This is a genomic window from Rossellomorea vietnamensis NBRC 101237 (assembly GCF_001591825.1).
GTDB classification, from domain to species: domain Bacteria; phylum Bacillota; class Bacilli; order Bacillales; family Bacillaceae_B; genus Rossellomorea; species Rossellomorea vietnamensis.
In genome coordinates this window covers 41,211-55,684 of record NZ_BCVQ01000009.1, presented here as the reverse complement: position 1 = coordinate 55,684, position 14,474 = coordinate 41,211, and the positions used below count along the sequence as shown (strand labels likewise).

Annotated in this window: 17 protein-coding genes; 6 read left to right on the top strand and 11 right to left on the bottom strand. The window is 45.4% G+C overall.

Translation table 11 applies throughout. The features are described 5' to 3' along the window. Positions 1 to 21: 21 nt before the first annotated feature. Positions 22 to 399: a winged helix-turn-helix transcriptional regulator gene (locus BVI01S_RS07160; RefSeq protein WP_061809754.1), complete on the bottom strand. Its 378-nt coding sequence runs from the start codon at positions 397 to 399 to the stop codon at positions 22 to 24. A 231-nt stretch (positions 400 to 630) separates the two neighbouring features. Between BVI01S_RS07160 and BVI01S_RS07155 the strand changes: the two genes are divergently transcribed. Continuing rightward, positions 631 to 1,611 carry a zinc-binding dehydrogenase gene (locus BVI01S_RS07155; RefSeq protein ID WP_082804687.1) on the top strand — a complete coding sequence of 327 codons (981 nt, stop codon included), beginning with the start codon at positions 631 to 633 and terminating at the stop codon, positions 1,609 to 1,611. Between the two features lie 45 nt (positions 1,612 to 1,656). Here the strand turns inward: BVI01S_RS07155 and BVI01S_RS07150 are convergent, their stop codons facing one another. After that, entirely contained in the window at positions 1,657 to 2,412 is a 756-nt protein-coding gene (locus tag BVI01S_RS07150; protein WP_061809753.1) for a sugar phosphate isomerase/epimerase family protein, read from the bottom strand. A gap of 10 nt (positions 2,413 to 2,422) precedes the next feature. Continuing rightward, positions 2,423 to 2,851 (bottom strand): MarR family winged helix-turn-helix transcriptional regulator, encoded by a 429-nt coding sequence (locus BVI01S_RS07145; RefSeq protein ID WP_061809752.1) that lies wholly within the window; start codon positions 2,849 to 2,851, stop codon positions 2,423 to 2,425. A 147-nt stretch (positions 2,852 to 2,998) separates the two neighbouring features. On the opposite strand from BVI01S_RS07145, the gene BVI01S_RS07140 reads away from it, so the two are divergent. Together BVI01S_RS07140 and BVI01S_RS22150 are read left to right on the top strand one after the other, a co-directional pair. Beyond that, on the top strand, positions 2,999 to 4,207 hold the full coding sequence (locus tag BVI01S_RS07140) for an MFS transporter (RefSeq protein ID WP_061809751.1): 1,209 nt from the start codon (positions 2,999 to 3,001) through the stop codon (positions 4,205 to 4,207). A gap of 117 nt (positions 4,208 to 4,324) precedes the next feature. Beyond that, on the top strand, positions 4,325 to 4,480 hold the full coding sequence (locus tag BVI01S_RS22150) for a DUF1540 domain-containing protein (RefSeq protein WP_079532121.1): 156 nt from the start codon (positions 4,325 to 4,327) through the stop codon (positions 4,478 to 4,480). A gap of 98 nt (positions 4,481 to 4,578) precedes the next feature. Here the strand turns inward: BVI01S_RS22150 and BVI01S_RS07135 are convergent, their stop codons facing one another. From BVI01S_RS07135 to BVI01S_RS07125, 3 genes are all read right to left on the bottom strand, one after another. After that, complete coding sequence (locus BVI01S_RS07135; protein ID WP_061809750.1) at positions 4,579 to 5,787, bottom strand: MFS transporter; 1,209 nt, start codon at positions 5,785 to 5,787, stop codon at positions 4,579 to 4,581. A 156-nt stretch (positions 5,788 to 5,943) separates the two neighbouring features. After that, entirely contained in the window at positions 5,944 to 6,615 is a 672-nt protein-coding gene (locus tag BVI01S_RS07130) for a 5'-methylthioadenosine/S-adenosylhomocysteine nucleosidase family protein (RefSeq protein ID WP_061809749.1), read from the bottom strand. 55 nt (positions 6,616 to 6,670) lie between these two features. Next, complete coding sequence (locus BVI01S_RS07125; protein ID WP_034764117.1) at positions 6,671 to 6,985, bottom strand: winged helix-turn-helix transcriptional regulator; 315 nt, start codon at positions 6,983 to 6,985, stop codon at positions 6,671 to 6,673. A gap of 159 nt (positions 6,986 to 7,144) precedes the next feature. On the opposite strand from BVI01S_RS07125, the gene BVI01S_RS07120 reads away from it, so the two are divergent. After that, positions 7,145 to 7,993 (top strand): VOC family protein, encoded by an 849-nt coding sequence (locus BVI01S_RS07120; RefSeq protein ID WP_061809748.1) that lies wholly within the window; start codon positions 7,145 to 7,147, stop codon positions 7,991 to 7,993. Positions 7,994 to 8,218: 225 nt separating this feature from the next. After that, positions 8,219 to 9,196, top strand: a complete 978-nt coding sequence (locus BVI01S_RS07115; RefSeq protein WP_061809747.1) for an LLM class flavin-dependent oxidoreductase — start codon at positions 8,219 to 8,221, stop codon at positions 9,194 to 9,196. An 89-nt stretch (positions 9,197 to 9,285) separates the two neighbouring features. On the opposite strand, the gene ymaG is transcribed toward BVI01S_RS07115, so the two are convergent. The 3 genes from ymaG to BVI01S_RS07100 form a co-directional block, all read right to left on the bottom strand. Further along, a complete protein-coding gene (ymaG, locus tag BVI01S_RS07110) occupies positions 9,286 to 9,516 on the bottom strand; it encodes an inner spore coat protein YmaG (protein WP_156030183.1) in 231 nt (76 codons plus the stop codon). A gap of 194 nt (positions 9,517 to 9,710) precedes the next feature. Continuing rightward, the gene (locus BVI01S_RS07105; protein ID WP_061809745.1) at positions 9,711 to 10,253 is read right to left on the bottom strand and encodes a DUF6944 family repetitive protein; all 543 of its coding nucleotides are present in this window, start codon (positions 10,251 to 10,253) and stop codon (positions 9,711 to 9,713) included. A 57-nt stretch (positions 10,254 to 10,310) separates the two neighbouring features. After that, positions 10,311 to 11,393 (bottom strand): MBL fold metallo-hydrolase, encoded by a 1,083-nt coding sequence (locus BVI01S_RS07100; protein ID WP_061809744.1) that lies wholly within the window; start codon positions 11,391 to 11,393, stop codon positions 10,311 to 10,313. A gap of 157 nt (positions 11,394 to 11,550) precedes the next feature. Here BVI01S_RS07100 and msrB point away from each other — a divergent pair, with 157 nt between their 5' ends. Beyond that, on the top strand, positions 11,551 to 12,669 hold the full coding sequence (msrB, locus tag BVI01S_RS07095; protein ID WP_061809743.1) for a peptide-methionine (R)-S-oxide reductase MsrB: 1,119 nt from the start codon (positions 11,551 to 11,553) through the stop codon (positions 12,667 to 12,669). Between the two features lie 46 nt (positions 12,670 to 12,715). On the opposite strand, the gene BVI01S_RS07090 is transcribed toward msrB, so the two are convergent. Next, positions 12,716 to 13,906: an NAD(P)/FAD-dependent oxidoreductase gene (locus BVI01S_RS07090; protein WP_061809798.1), complete on the bottom strand. Its 1,191-nt coding sequence runs from the start codon at positions 13,904 to 13,906 to the stop codon at positions 12,716 to 12,718. 114 nt (positions 13,907 to 14,020) lie between these two features. Next, complete coding sequence (locus BVI01S_RS07085) at positions 14,021 to 14,443, bottom strand: organic hydroperoxide resistance protein (RefSeq protein WP_061809742.1); 423 nt, start codon at positions 14,441 to 14,443, stop codon at positions 14,021 to 14,023. Positions 14,444 to 14,474 lie beyond the last annotated feature (31 nt).

Below are 14,474 nucleotides of genomic sequence, written 5' to 3'. Positions count from 1 at the left end.
ATGCGACAAGTCCTTTTCGCCTTACTGATCATTCTCCATGAAATCATAGGTTGTCCAGCACCGGTTCATCCCGATCCCTTTCTGCTCGGCATATTCATCTCCCCATTTACACATCTCAAATAGCGTGGCCTGGAGTTTCTTCCCCATATCAGTAGTCGAATATTCGACTTTCGGCGGCACTTCCTGATACACCTTCCGCTCGACCAGTCCGTGTTCCTCCAGCTCCCGCAGCTGCTGGGTAAGCATCTTCTGTGTGATGTTCGGCAGGGACCGCTTCAATTCATTGAACCTCTTTACACCTTCATTTAAATTCCATAGTATCAGAACCTTCCATTTTCCTCCGATGACATCGATCACGAGGTCGATGGCGCATTGGTATTCGGGATTGAGTTGTTTCATATGGGTACCTCCTTGATGTTGTTGTTGTTTGTGGAATTGTTGAGTGTGCTGTTTGGTTCAGCTGCTGAAAAAGAATGAAAAATCAGTAGCTGAACCGCACCTTCCCATTAACGCAGTTTCCAAACGGTAACCAGGATACTAAATAGTGCCTACTTGTTTATTGTGTTTATAGTATATATTATATACCATGTAAGCAAAATAATCATAACGCTCTTTAAGGAGATGAATATATTGAAAGCTTTATTATTGAAAGATAAAGGTTTATGGAAAGACATGAAAGTGGAGGAAATCGAAACACCTTCACCGCAAAAAGGAGAACTTCTCGTGGAGGTCCATGCCGTCGGATTGAACCCGGTTGACTACAAGACAGCCACGAATGGGATGCCTGTCTGGTCCTATCCGCATATCCTCGGTTTGGATGTGGCAGGAGTGGTCGCACAAGTCGGTGAGGGAGTAACGGATTTTAAAGAGGGAGATCGTGTCGTTTTCCACGGGGATTTCACGAAAAAAGGCGGATATGCAGAATACGCCATCATCACAGCACACACGGTTTCAAGCATTCCTGACAGTGTTTCCTTCGAGGATGCTGCAGCTCTTCCGACTGCGGGTTATACGGCTTACCAGGCCATTCACCGTAAACTGCCCCTGGACAACGTCGAGACGATTTTGATCCACGGAGGCGCCGGTGGAGTAGGCGGGTTTGGCGTCCAACTTGCGAAGCTTGCAGGGAAGACCGTCATATCGACTGCGTCCCGTCACAATCATGACTATGTGAAATCACTTGGAGCAGACTATTGTATCGACTACAGGGAAGAAGATGTAATAGCGAAAGTAATGGAAATCACGGATGGCCGTGGTGTGGATGCCGTCGTGGATGCGGTCAGCAGACAGAGTGCGACGGACTCCCTGGATGCCCTAGCTTATATGGGTCACATGGTGTACATCGCCGGTGCCCCTGATTTCACCAAAATCAAATCATTCACAAAAGTCGTTTCTTATCATGAAATCGCCCTTGCAGCGGCACATCAAACGGAAGATTTCAATGCCCAAAAGGACTTTGCGGTGATCGGGGATGGGATGCTTGACCTGTTGGAACAAGGGAAGCTGGATGCCATGCTGAAAGAGACGGTGACACTTGAAGAAGTACCGGAAGCCCTCAGCCGCTTATCCGAGCGACATGTGAAAGGCAAGATTGTAGCGAAACTGAAATAATGTGAAAAAGGAGAGCCATCGTACCCGGCTCTCCTTTTTATCTTATCAAACTTGATTATGTCGTAAGTATTCAAGACTTTTTCGAACGCTGTCGATTGGCGGGATCTTGGAGTCGTCCTGTTCGACAATCCACCAGTCCACATCGCTGTGCATACCGAATTCCAGGATAGGTTCGAGGTCCACCCCACCCGATCCAAGTTCTGCGAAAAAGCGTTCGCCATCCGTTGCCATATCTTTTAAATGGACAAGGGGAGTCCGACCCTGGTAACGCTTCAGCCATTCAACAGGCTTCTCCCCTGCATACGTCAGCCAATAGATATCAAATTCAGCTTTGACCCAGTGAGGATTCGTTTCAGCCAGAATCGTTTCGAGAGCCGTTTTTCCGTTGGAAAGAGTCCTTAATTCGAAGTCATGGTGATGATAGCAGAGGGTGATCCCCGCCTGAAAGCATTTTGCACCAATGGTGTTCAAGTCATCGATCAATCTGAAATAATCTTCCTCTGTTCGTTCTTCAGGGGGTAAATATGGGCACACGATGTAGGTACTTCCAAGCTCAAGCTGATCCTCGATCACCTGATCCACATTGCTCCTTAGTTCAGATAAAGAAATGTGACTGGAGACGGCACGAAGATTCAGCTTATCCAATAAATCTTTCAGTTCGTTGACGGATAAACCGCCATAACCGGCAAGTTCTACCCCTTCATAACCTAAATCAGCCACTTTTTGAAGAGTACCGATAAAATCCTTTTCCGCCTCGTTTCGCAATGTATACATCTGGAGGGCAACAGGGATTTCTTTCATACGCTCACTCCTATCCTTTGGTCATGTTCGCGTTGATTTGAGAAAGAACGCTCTTATATACTTCTAATTCCTCTTCTGAAATCCCTTTAAGGATCGTATCTTCATACAAATTCTCTATAAATGGGGAAAGCTCTTCCTTTGCTTTCATTCCTTTTTCTGTGATGAAAATAAGAAAAGATCGTCTGTCTTCGGCGTTTTTCTGTTTATAAATCAGTTCTTTCCTTTCCAGAATATCCAATATCCTGGTTACGGTCGGCTGGTCTTTTTCAGACCTTAAGGCAAGCTGCTTTTGACTGATTCCATCCTGTTCTGCAAGTCTCTTCAGGACGGTCCACTGCTCTGGTGTCACATCGAAATCTTTCAGATGGAGGGTAAGGAAACGGATGATATTTTTGACTGTGTGGCTCGTATATAAGCCGATGGATTCATCTCGGGACATGGTCACTGGTTTCACCTTCTACGTGAGTTTCTTCCCTTTATCATACATGAAATCCGGAAGAATTTGAATTAATTGTCACAACAACTATATTTACAAATATACATGTTGTAGATATAATTAGTATAACAACTAATTGCGCGAAGGAGAATGATAGTGGAGCATTCAACACATCAAAACATCTGGACACGGCCATTTTTTATGGCGTTACTGAATAACTTTTTTCTCTTTTTGGTTTTTTACTCACTGCTTACCATCCTGCCTCTGTATGTGCTTGATGAGTTGCACGGAACAGAAGGTCAGGCAGGACTTGCTACAACAGTCTTCTTACTATCGGCGATCATTGTGCGTCCTTTTTCGGGGAAAATCATTGAGCTGTTAGGGAAGAAAAAGACACTCATCCTCAGTGTATTCATGTTCGGAATCTCCTCATTCATTTACTTTTGGGTAAATGATTTTTATTTTTTGATGGGGCTCCGTTTCTTCCATGGAATCTGGTTTAGTATCGGTTCAACGGTCATGGTGGCGATTGCGGCAGACATGATTCCGGCAAACAGGAAGGGGGAGGGACTTGGTTACTTTGCCATGTCGATGAACCTGGCAGTAGTAGTCGGACCTTTTCTTTCCCTGGCCCTGCTGCAGTGGATTCCGTACACGACATTGTTTATGGGTCTTGCATGGATCATTGTCATTGGCTTTCTATGTTCATTTGGGATTCAGGTGACAGAGAACGAGGTTGTGGAACAGGTAGTGAGCAGGCGCCTGACCCTTAAGGATTTAATAGAAGTGAAGGCGATCCCGATTGCCTTGGTAGGGTTCCTGACCTCATTTGCTTATTCAGGAATCATGTCGTTTATCTCCGTTTATGCGAAGTCTGTCGGTCTATTCGAATCCGTCAGTTTATTCTTTGTCGTATTTGCAGCGGCCATGCTGCTGTCGCGGCCATATACAGGACGTTTATTTGACCGGTCGGGACCCAACGCGGTCATCTACCCGTCCCTGATCATTTTTGCCTTTGGACTGATTCTTTTAAGCTTCACTCATTCCGTCGTGTTCTTATTGGTATCGGGAACGCTGATTGGCCTCGGGTACGGTGCTTTGCTTCCAAGTTTCCAGACCATGTCGATACAGGCTGCACCGAAGAGGAGAACGGGGCATGCGACGGCTACGTTCTTCATTTTTTATGACCTTGGGATTGCGGTTGGGTCGTTTGTGCTGGGGCTTGTTTCATCTCAGCTCGGTTTTTCGGCTTTATATATCATCTGCAGTGGAGTGGTGTTGGTGACAGTCGCTGCATATAAAATCGTGACCAAACGAAGAACAATGGCTCTCCATCAAGAGGAAGCATTGGAGTTATAAAATGAACAGGGGCTTACCTTTCAGAGGTGAGTCCCCTTTTCATGATCAGGGGTCAATGTGAAGGTATGAACCTGAAACGAAACGTACACTCTAATGGTACAGGGGAGGTGTTAAACCATGGCACAAGACGTACTATGTGAAGTGAGCAACTGCAGGTACAACAGTGAAGGAAAGAAGTGTTCTGCAGACCAGATTTTCGTTGTCAGTCATAAAGGGAATAAAGCGCATAACAGCGAAGAAACGGACTGCAAAACATTCGAACCGGGTATGTAATAGGAGAGAAGGCAACCATAGGCGTGGTTGTCTTCTTTTTATATAGTATTGATAATAATTCTCATTGTTATACAAAAAAGCCCACAATGAATTGTGAGCTAACTTGCTTGTTCCGATAACACAGTCGTTTTGAGCTGCCTGTATTTCGAGTAGAAAAGTCCCGTCATCACCAGGGAGAGGCATCCGAATAAAACCGTCATGATCTGCAGCCCGACAAGATCTAATAGGAGCCCTGTCAAAAGAAGGACAACTTGGAAGATCAGCCGGTCGAGCATATTCCGGAACGAAAAGAAGCGTCCGTGAAATTCTTTCGGGATCCGTGTTTGGAAAATGGTGGCGGCTGTCGGAAAGAAGCACCCTACAGAGAAGCCGAATACAGTGAAGGCAAGGACCGACATGACGGGACTTGTAGCAAAATAAAGAAGCATTTGCGCAATCCCGATGACAAAACTGAAGGCGAACAGAATCTTATATGGAGATACATTTTCACCGATTTTTTTCACTGCAAATGCGCCGGTCATAAAAGCGATCCCTTCCGCTGTATAAATCCATCCTTTAATGGTGGAACTGTCCTGGAGCTCGCTGATGTTGATGACCATCAAATTGAATCCACCGATAAAAAGTAGAGGGATGAGTGTCATCACGAGGGTCATAAATACGATGGGAAGTCCTTTGATGACCGGGAATACTTCTTTGAAGCCTGCTGCTTTTGGCTTGTTGCCTTGCGTTTTGACGTGTGACTCCTCGCTTTCGCCGATTGTCAGGAACCAGGTCATGACGAACAGGGCAAGGTACGCTACAAGAGATAGAACATACAGCATCGATAAAGAAATGATGACCAGCAGAATTCCAGCTAAAGCCGTCCCGAGGATCCTTGAAAGGGTCGCCACATTCATATGCACCCCGTTCATCTGCAGCAGTTCACTCTCTTTTACCACCATCGGAATGGCAGCCTGAAGGGCAGGGAAATAAAAAGCGGCAGAGATTTGAATGCTGACTAAGAAGACGACCATCCATAGTACCGAGCCCGTATATATAGCGCTGAGCATGAAAACGACACTGAGTGCCCGTGTAAATCCGGATACGAGCATCACGGTTTTTTTATTTGCCTGGTCCGTTATTTTGCCGGCTAGCGGACCGACAGCAAGGCCTGCCAGGAGACCGGAAGCTAACAGGACGGACTTCAGAAAATCAGAAGGCACCTTCTCCTGCATAAACTCCAGATTTCCGATGATTCCGAGCCATAATCCAAGCCCGGCAATGAATTCCCCAATCAATAATATCCACACATTCTTATTTTTCCACATAGTAGGTCCGTCCCTCGCAGTCGATTTATTTCGTTACTCTAAATATACTATGCCGGGGGTGGGAAGGGAATGGTTTTTTGTTGGGGAGGGGTGTGTTTTATGGAGAATATAATGAACAGTAAAAAACCCAAAGCCAAGGTCTCTGGATTTGTATGGTTATATAAATCGATTTAAATATTCGCCAAATATTTTGTTCATCACTTTAGGTGTGTTTTCTATATAAACATTGATCTGGTCAATATTTGATTCAAATGTATCAGAATTACTTTCAACTGTTGGAAAATCAGATATCCCTTTAATGATAATACACTCAACATCATTCTTCTTACAAATATACGCAATGGCACCTGCTTCTGTATCGGCTATCGTGATTTCGTTTTCTTTAAGTTCTACATAGTCCTTCCACATAACGACTGCTTTATCAGCGGTGCCGATTGTTCCGGTGTAGAAGTCATTTCCGTATTTACATAGATCGATATCGACTATAAAGGATTGCTTAATAAAAGGTTCGACTTCTTTTACTGTGCAATCATATTGAACGGCTTTGTCGGGTACAAAAATATCAAGATGACTGAACTTATCATCTATTCCTGCACAGGTTCCAACAACGATAACTTTCGTTAAATGAAAGGTAGAAATCATATACTGATTACCACCGACACCATTTACCTTCCTTACACCGGTACTGTAAAAAACAAGTTCTGTATCATTCATTGTTCTTTTGAAATACTCGCCATAAGGATAAACGAAACGTTCATGGTCCTTTACCCCGAAATATTCCAATGTCGCTTCAAATTCCCACTTTGTTGCTATACTGATTCCGATCATCGACTTATCTCCTTGCAATGATAGTTATTTTATTTTTCTCTCCCCAAACGGGCTCTCATTCCTTTTCAATCCACTCCTGGGACCATTTCTCTATATTTTTCATTAAAGGCTCTAACGAATAACCTTTCTTTGTTAACGAATATTCAATCCGCACCGGTGTCTCGGGATAGACGGTCCGCGTAACGATGCCTTCTTGTTCAAGATCCTTTAATCGCTCGGATAGAAGTCTGCCGCTGATGCCGATTGCGTCTTTGATGGTACAGTTCCGTTGGGGGCCGGAAAGCAGCTGATAAATGATGAGCCCCGTCCATCGCTGACTTAAGATGCCGATCGCTTTTTCAAATCTTGGACATATTTCAGATTGATTCATCTTCAATGCCTCCTTCATTCGTGGAAATTCTAATTTGTAGTATACCATATATCAGGTAATTGGGTAATTTAATTACTTGACGGAATATGGTTATTAAATTAAAATTAGTTACATAAAGTAACTTAATAGAATGCATCTAAAAAAATCGGAGGAACCATAATGAACTTTCACAAAGAACCCCATACATTTGTTGGGGAAGTGAGCTTAATCGTACAGGATTTGAAGCGATCTCTTTCATTTTACAAGGAAGTGATCGGGTTTAAAGTGCTGGAGCAGTCAGAAAAACGGGCCACTTTAACGGCGGACGGTATTCATCCCCTGTTATCCATTGAAGTGTTGGAAGATACATTTCCTAAAGAGCCGCGGAGGACGGGGTTATATCATTTTGCTTTATTGCTGCCAAGTAGAGAAGATCTTGGTAAGGTGCTGTCTCATCTGATCAAGTTGAATATACAGCTCGGATCTTCTGACCACCTTGTCAGTGAAGCAATCTATTTATCCGACCCTGATGGGAATGGAATTGAGATCTACAGGGACCGTCCGGCAACCGCCTGGACATGGCATGGTGATCAAGTCGAAATGAGCGTCGATCCCCTCGACGCACGGGGGATATTAGCCGAGGCGGAAGGGGAAGTTTGGAACGGACTTCCTGCCAGTACAGTGATGGGGCATATTCATCTCCACGTATCTGATTTGAAGGCGGCGGAAGAATTCTACGGGAAAGGTCTAGGCTTTAACGTGGTGAGCCGTTTCGGGAATCAGGCACTCTTCATTTCGACTGGAGGGTACCATCATCACATCGGATTGAATACGTGGAATGGTGTGGGTGCACCGGCTCCTTCCGAAAACAGTGCTGGCCTCAACTGGTTCACCCTTCACTTCCCAAATGAAGAAAAGCGCAACAGCACCATTCATCATCTCAAATCCATGGGGGCGGCAATACAGGAACATGACGGTACAATCCTCACAGTAGACCCATCCGGCAACCACATCTATTTAGGCTTGTAAAAGGGAGGGACGGACCTAGAAAAACGAGGTCCGTCCCTCTTCTTTATTCTTCATAAATGTTGATACAGAGGGGGTCATCTGGATATATTGAGAGTGTTTCCCCTGATATTCCCGCGGAAAGCGAGGTCCGTCCCTCTAAGCAGTTTTTTTTGGTCCCGCAGATGTTAGTGGGATAATGTAAGTACATACTAATGGAAATTCGGTTTGGGATGGGGAGTGACATGGATGAAGTTGAGTGTATTGGATCAGTCTGTGATTGTGAGGGGAGGGGACGCGGGTACTGCGTTTCGGAATACAGTGGAGCTTGCACAGGTGACAGAGGAGTTGGGGTACACGCGATTCTGGGTGGCGGAGCATCATAATACGAATGGTCTTGCAGGCTCGGCCCCACAGGTACTGATCTCACATATTGCCTCCATGACGCGTTCGATTCGGGTCGGATCTGGGGGTGTCCTCCTTCCACAATACAGTCCTTACAAAATTGCGGAGGACTTCAAGGTGTTGGAAACCCTATTTCCCCATCGCATCGATCTTGGAATCGGCCGTTCCCCAGGGGGATCATATGAAACACGGATGGCTCTTACGGATGGGTTGAAAAAGAGTATGAATGAGTTTCCGGGACAGGTGGAGGCCCTTCAGAATTACTTGCATCTCTCATCTGAACAAAGCGTGAAGGCTTATCCTGACATACCTTCTCCTCCACTTCCATGGATATTGGGCATCACCCACCGAGGTGCCAGGGTGGCAGCTGAAAAAGGCACGGCATTTACCTTTGGTCACTTCATCAATCCGGTCAATGGGAAGCGGGCGATGGATTATTATCAAACCCGTTTTCAGCCTTCATCCTCATTAGCCAGACCCTTGAGCAATGTGTGTATCTTTGTCGTTTGCGCTCCAACCGAGGAGAAAGCAGAAGAAATGGCTCTCACCCAAGACTTGTGGTTATTGGCTGTAGAGAAGGGGATTGATACTGAAATTCCTTCCGTAGAAGAAGCAAAGGCAAGAGTGCTGACACCGAAAGAACAAGAAAAAGTAAAGGAAAACAGAAAAAGAGCGATAGTCGGGACCCCTCAAAAAGTGAAGGAAGAACTACATATGCTAAGTGAAGTATATCAAACAGATGAATTTATGATTATCACCAATGTGTCTCAATTCGAAGACAAAGTAAGGTCGTATGAGTTGATCGCTGAGGCAGTTCTATAATTCAAGGCGGGGCAAGAAACCCTCTGAAAATAAGAAGGGGAACCTGTTGCGTATAACGACAAGGTTCCCTTTCGATTTATATGAAATTATTAATAATAAGGATACGCTGGATATCCATAATACGGCGGCGGATATCCATACCCGTAACCATACCCATAACCTGGACTCAATAATGCGGCTCCTAATAATCCACCGGCAAGTCCTCCCACGAACGGACTGAAGCCGAATCCAAATCCTGGTCTTCCGAATCCGCCATAACCGAACCCCGGTCTTCCAAAACCGACCCGTCCGATTGGCCGACGGACATCACCATAGTTGATAAAATGGCCGTTGCCTGTTGTCTGAAAGTGATTCAAAGCATAAAACCTCCTCTCTATCTAGGTTATGAGTATTCGTGTCAGAGAGAAATGGTATAGGCACATACCCAGATAAAGAGATTTTATCAAAATGATTAAATCAGTCATCCTTGTAGAGCACTTGATCCCGCTGCTCTACATTTTTATGTAAAGCAACTTCAAGTAGAGGATTCTTTTGTTTGGACCAGGGCTGAAATAATGGCTCCAATCGCCTGGATCCAGCTCCCAACAACATTCAGGTTCCCGCTGTCTTTATTATTTAAAGTGAGGATTCCTGATATGGCTTGAAGCGAGTTTCCGATGACTTGGAGAAGGTTTCCATAGATTGAATAAAGCTCTTCTAGTGTATGTTCTTCATCAAAGGAATCAGCCAGGGCAGCCGATCCCCCCAACGCTTGCAGGAGATTCCCTTTGATGTTCAGCTCCTGCTTGATGATGGTATTGAACTCAATCACAATACCAGCAATGACCGTTACGTTTCCGATGGCTTGAATTTCGTTTCCCGCTTTCGTCAGTGTGAATTCTTCTATGGCATCTGCTTCAAGGGCGTTTCCCGTAGCCTGAAGTTCGTTTCCTATGAGGTTGAATGACCTTAGCGTTTCCATCGGAATTCTCTTAATGGGTGTACTCCCGATAGCGGCGATGACGGTCCCGATCGCCGCCACCCATGCACCGAATGTGGCTTTTTGCTCATTTCCCATAGTTGATCGCCTACTTTTTCGTTCTTAGATAGTGTATACATCCCGGGGATTGTTTGTTCATTCCCACCATCTCAAAGAAGGGAATGAATCTCCCTCTACAAGAAACGTTTCCCCGATTTTCGGCGTTACAATAGGAACATTCCGTTCTTTACCGTATGTTGTGACGCGTTCAATCGGATCTGTCCATTCATGGAAAGATAATGTGAAAGCCCCCCAATGGACGGGCAGCATCCATTTCCCTTTCACGTCAATATGGGCTTGGACGGTTTCTTCAGGGAGCATATGGATCGGTGCCCATCTGGGGTCATACTGGCCGCATTCCACCAGGGTCAAATCGAACGGACCGTACTTCTCACCAATCTCTTTGAAGTGCGGACCAAACCCACTATCCCCACTGAAAAAGATGTTGGAGGAAATGCCGCTGATACACCATGAACACCATAAGGAAGCGTTCCGGTCATTCAGGCTTCTGCCGGAGAAGTGCCTGGCAGGAGTACATGCGAGTGTAAGGCCGGCCCATTCCTTTTCCTCCCACCAATCAAGCTCCACTATGTGATCGGGATGGATTCCCCAACGTTCCAAATGGCTGCCTACCCCAATGGGAACAAAGAATTGCTTCACTTTGGTGCGAAGTTTTCGAACGGTTCCGTAATCAAGATGATCATAATGATCATGGGAAAAAATCACAGCATCGATGGAAGGAAGGTCATCGAGTTGAAAGGGTAGTTCCTTGCTGTACCTCTTTCCCCCTATCCATGGAAAGGGGGATGGGGCACTGCCAAACATGGGGTCGAGCAGAAGTCTCTTCCCGTCCATTTCAAGCATGGCCGCAGAATGTCCGAACCACGTAACATTCGTCACGGGATGGGGGTGGGAGATAGAAGGAAAAGACACCCGTGGAATATCGTTTCCTGGTTTGCGTTTCGCATCCCGTTTTACGAGATCGCGGATCATGGAAACAGATGAAGATAAGCTCGTGTCCATAGAAGTCGGCGTCGTGTTTTGAAAGGAACCCTGTGAGTATTGAGGGGATGAAAGGATCCGTTCACTTGTAGGTTTTTTACCGAATGCCGGGTAGTATTTTACAATCAGGAAGGCGGTTACTAGAGTAGCCAATAGCAATATAAGAATTATGGTCATGGATATTCTCCTTTTAGCTATTACTATCTCAGATTCATACGTTTCTGTCCAAACGCAGGGCTGTTATCGGCCATTGGAGAAAACCGATTCATCTTCGCAAGAGGAACAGCAAAACGGTACAATGAAGGTAAGAGAAAAATGGAGGGGAGGAAATACGATGAAGAAAATCATGATGGGGATCGGGCTGATACTCATAGTGGGTATCGGGGCATTTTTCGGGCCGAAACTGTATGCAAGCCTGACCCAGAAATCGTTGGGGAGTGAAGCGGTGAAATCGGAGGCGATCGATGAAGACCATGAACTTGCGACCTTTGCGGGGGGATGCTTCTGGTGCATGGAACCTCCTTTTGAAAAACTGGACGGCGTTTACTCGGTCATTTCAGGATATACAGGCGGCGAAGAAAAAAATCCGACCTATGACGAAGTGTCCTCACAACAGACGGGACATGTGGAAGCTGTTCAGATCGAATACGACCCTGACGTCATCACTTATGAACAATTACTGAAAGTCTTCTGGAGGCAAATTGATCCGACGGATGCCGGTGGACAGTTCGTCGACCGGGGACCCCAGTACGTAAGCGGGATTTACTATCATAATGAAGAACAGATGAAGGCAGCACAGAAATCAAAAAAGGAATTGAAGGCTTCAGGACGATTTGATGGAGAAATTGTAACGGAAATCCAACCGGCCAAAACCTTTTACAAAGCCGAAGAGTACCACCAGGATTATTATAAGAAAAATAAGTTAAGCTATAAATTTTACAGAAGCAATTCAGGCAGGGATGACTTTCTGGATGAAGCATGGGGAGATGATCGCCATATCGAACTCCAGACCAACTCTCTTTATCCCTCTTATACGGATGATGAATTAAAAGAAATGTTGACGGATATCCAATACAAAGTCACGCAGGAAGATGCCACGGAGGAAGCATTCAAGAACGAATACTGGGACAACAAGGAAGAAGGCATCTATGTGGATGTCGTCTCGGGTGAACCTTTATTCAGCTCGAAGGATAAATACAAAAGTGGAACAGGGTGGCCAAGTTTCACAAAGCCCCTTGTGGAAGATAATATTGTGGAAGTGGAAGACCGGTCGTGGTTCACGGTACGGACGGAAGTCAGGAGTAAACACGCGGATTCCCATCTGGGTCATGTCTTTGATGATGGCCCGGAACCTACAGGACTAAGATACTGCATGAATTCAGCCGCTCTTCGTTTTGTTCCGAAGAATGAGATGAAGGAGCAGGGATATGGTGAGTTCTTGTCTCAATTCTAGATAAAAGTGGGGGACGGACCTTCTCGGAAGGTCCGTCCCTCATCATTTATCTATCCAATTTAACAATTTCTGCATCCGGGTTGGGACGGCCCGAGATAAGGTCACGCAGGATGTGAGCTCCGAGCATGCTGTAGACAGTACCGTTTCCGCCATAACCGAGCAGATAATAAACCCTGTCTTTGTCGGGATGTTTTCCTATGTAAGGAATGTTATCCAGTGACTCCCCGAAGCTTGCCCCCCATGCATAGTCCATCTTGATCTTCAGGTCGGGAAACAACTTCTGAACTTCTTTTTCAATCCGCTTTCCGCGTTTTTCGATTTTTTTCTCACTTTGAGGCGCCTCTGCAGGGTCTTCGTCTAACCCTCCGGCAATAATCCGGTTATCGACCGTCGTGCGCATGTATAAATAAGGCCGCTTTGTCTCCCAGATGAGCGCTCTGTCATCCCATTGAGATAAGTCCTCGATCGGTTCTGTCGCAATGGCATAGGACCTGTTGATGTCAGAACCGATTTTCTTATTCAGGGGAGGCGTTTCATAGCCTGTTGCATGGATCAGGTGCGTTGCTTGAATGATTCCGTCAGGGGTATGGATATTTACCCCTGTAGAATGTTCTTCTATGTTTGTTGCTTCCAGATTTTCAAATATGGTTGTTTGCTTTCCTTCTTTTAAATAATCAAATATCCCATTCACGAATTTGTATGGATTCACTTCTGCGTCACCATGTGTGATCAACGCGCCAGCCTTTGAAAAAGGCAAGCGGTCTTTCATCTCTTTACGAGACCAATACTCCACAGGGAAGCCGTGCTCATTCAAAGTTTTATATTCTTTCTTTAACTTTGGAACATGTCGTGACGTGCTTGCATAGTAAATGCTTTTCCTGCGGATGAAATCAGGAGAAACCGGTAGATTCATCGCCACCTTCTCCAGATTCTCCACTGCTTCCATACATAAGGAATAAAAACGGACCGCTTTGTCTTCTCCGATCTGGTCCATCAATTCATGAAGCATGACGTCATTGGAAAACTGAAGCAGACCTGTATTGGCGGATGAACTGCCGGCAGCCAGCGTCCGTTTTTCAATGATGGCGACATTCAGACCTTCCTGGACGAGTGAATACGCGCATAATGCCCCTGACATGCCACCTCCAATGATGGCTGCATCATATTTTTGATCAAAATCTTCTTGTCTATTTTTTAATGTGGTCGGCCAATACAATTGCCCATTGTGTAATTCCATCCTGGTGCCCCCATTGAGTAATGAATTTATTCCTATTCCATTCCCTTGAGGAGGGGAGATTAAAACATGTGAAATCAAAAAAAGGATGGGCATTCATTTGCCCATCCTGATCCGTTAAAATAATTCAGTATGCAATTCTACATCGATATTTCCGTTTGTCGCTTTGGAATAAGGACATACACCATGTGCTTTTTCCACCAGTTGTTTGGCTTCATCCAATTCTACACCATTTACGGCAACTGAAAGAACAACGCCTAATTTAAATCCTCCATCTGTATCCTTCCCGATTGAAACTTCAGCCGTCACATTGGATTGGATTTTTTTCTTTTCCTGGCGGGCCACTAAGTTAAGAGCGCTGTCGAAACAAGCCGCATATCCAGCTGCAAATAGTTGTTCAGGGTTTGTTGCCCCGTCTGCCCCGGAACCACCAAGTGATTTTGGCATGCCTAAAGCTACATCCAATACTCCGTCACTGCTTGTTACTTTTCCATCACGGCCACCTTTTGCCGTTGCTTTTGCTGTGTATAATGCATCCATTTCTTTCACTCCTCTTCATAAGTTGTGCGCA

Excerpts from the sequence above, each read along its gene's own strand:
- BVI01S_RS07160 (WP_061809754.1), bottom strand. The coding sequence starts at position 399 with ATGAAACAACTCAATCCCGAATACCAATGCGCCATCGACCTCGTGATC.
- BVI01S_RS07150 (WP_061809753.1), bottom strand. The coding sequence starts at position 2,412 with ATGAAAGAAATCCCTGTTGCCCTCCAGATGTATACATTGCGAAACGAG.
- BVI01S_RS07145 (WP_061809752.1), bottom strand. The coding sequence starts at position 2,851 with ATGTCCCGAGATGAATCCATCGGCTTATATACGAGCCACACAGTCAAA.
- BVI01S_RS07140 (WP_061809751.1), top strand. The coding sequence starts at position 2,999 with ATGATAGTGGAGCATTCAACACATCAAAACATCTGGACACGGCCATTT.
- BVI01S_RS22150 (WP_079532121.1), top strand. The coding sequence starts at position 4,325 with ATGGCACAAGACGTACTATGTGAAGTGAGCAACTGCAGGTACAACAGT.
- BVI01S_RS07135 (WP_061809750.1), bottom strand. The coding sequence starts at position 5,787 with ATGTGGAAAAATAAGAATGTGTGGATATTATTGATTGGGGAATTCATT.
- BVI01S_RS07130 (WP_061809749.1), bottom strand. The coding sequence starts at position 6,615 with ATGATCGGAATCAGTATAGCAACAAAGTGGGAATTTGAAGCGACATTG.
- BVI01S_RS07125 (WP_034764117.1), bottom strand. The coding sequence starts at position 6,985 with ATGAATCAATCTGAAATATGTCCAAGATTTGAAAAAGCGATCGGCATC.
- BVI01S_RS07120 (WP_061809748.1), top strand. The coding sequence starts at position 7,145 with ATGAACTTTCACAAAGAACCCCATACATTTGTTGGGGAAGTGAGCTTA.
- BVI01S_RS07115 (WP_061809747.1), top strand. The coding sequence starts at position 8,219 with ATGAAGTTGAGTGTATTGGATCAGTCTGTGATTGTGAGGGGAGGGGAC.
- BVI01S_RS07105 (WP_061809745.1), bottom strand. The coding sequence starts at position 10,253 with ATGGGAAATGAGCAAAAAGCCACATTCGGTGCATGGGTGGCGGCGATC.
- BVI01S_RS07100 (WP_061809744.1), bottom strand. The coding sequence starts at position 11,393 with ATGACCATAATTCTTATATTGCTATTGGCTACTCTAGTAACCGCCTTC.
- msrB (WP_061809743.1), top strand. The coding sequence starts at position 11,551 with ATGAAGAAAATCATGATGGGGATCGGGCTGATACTCATAGTGGGTATC.
- BVI01S_RS07090 (WP_061809798.1), bottom strand. The coding sequence starts at position 13,906 with ATGGAATTACACAATGGGCAATTGTATTGGCCGACCACATTAAAAAAT.
- BVI01S_RS07085 (WP_061809742.1), bottom strand. The coding sequence starts at position 14,443 with ATGGATGCATTATACACAGCAAAAGCAACGGCAAAAGGTGGCCGTGAT.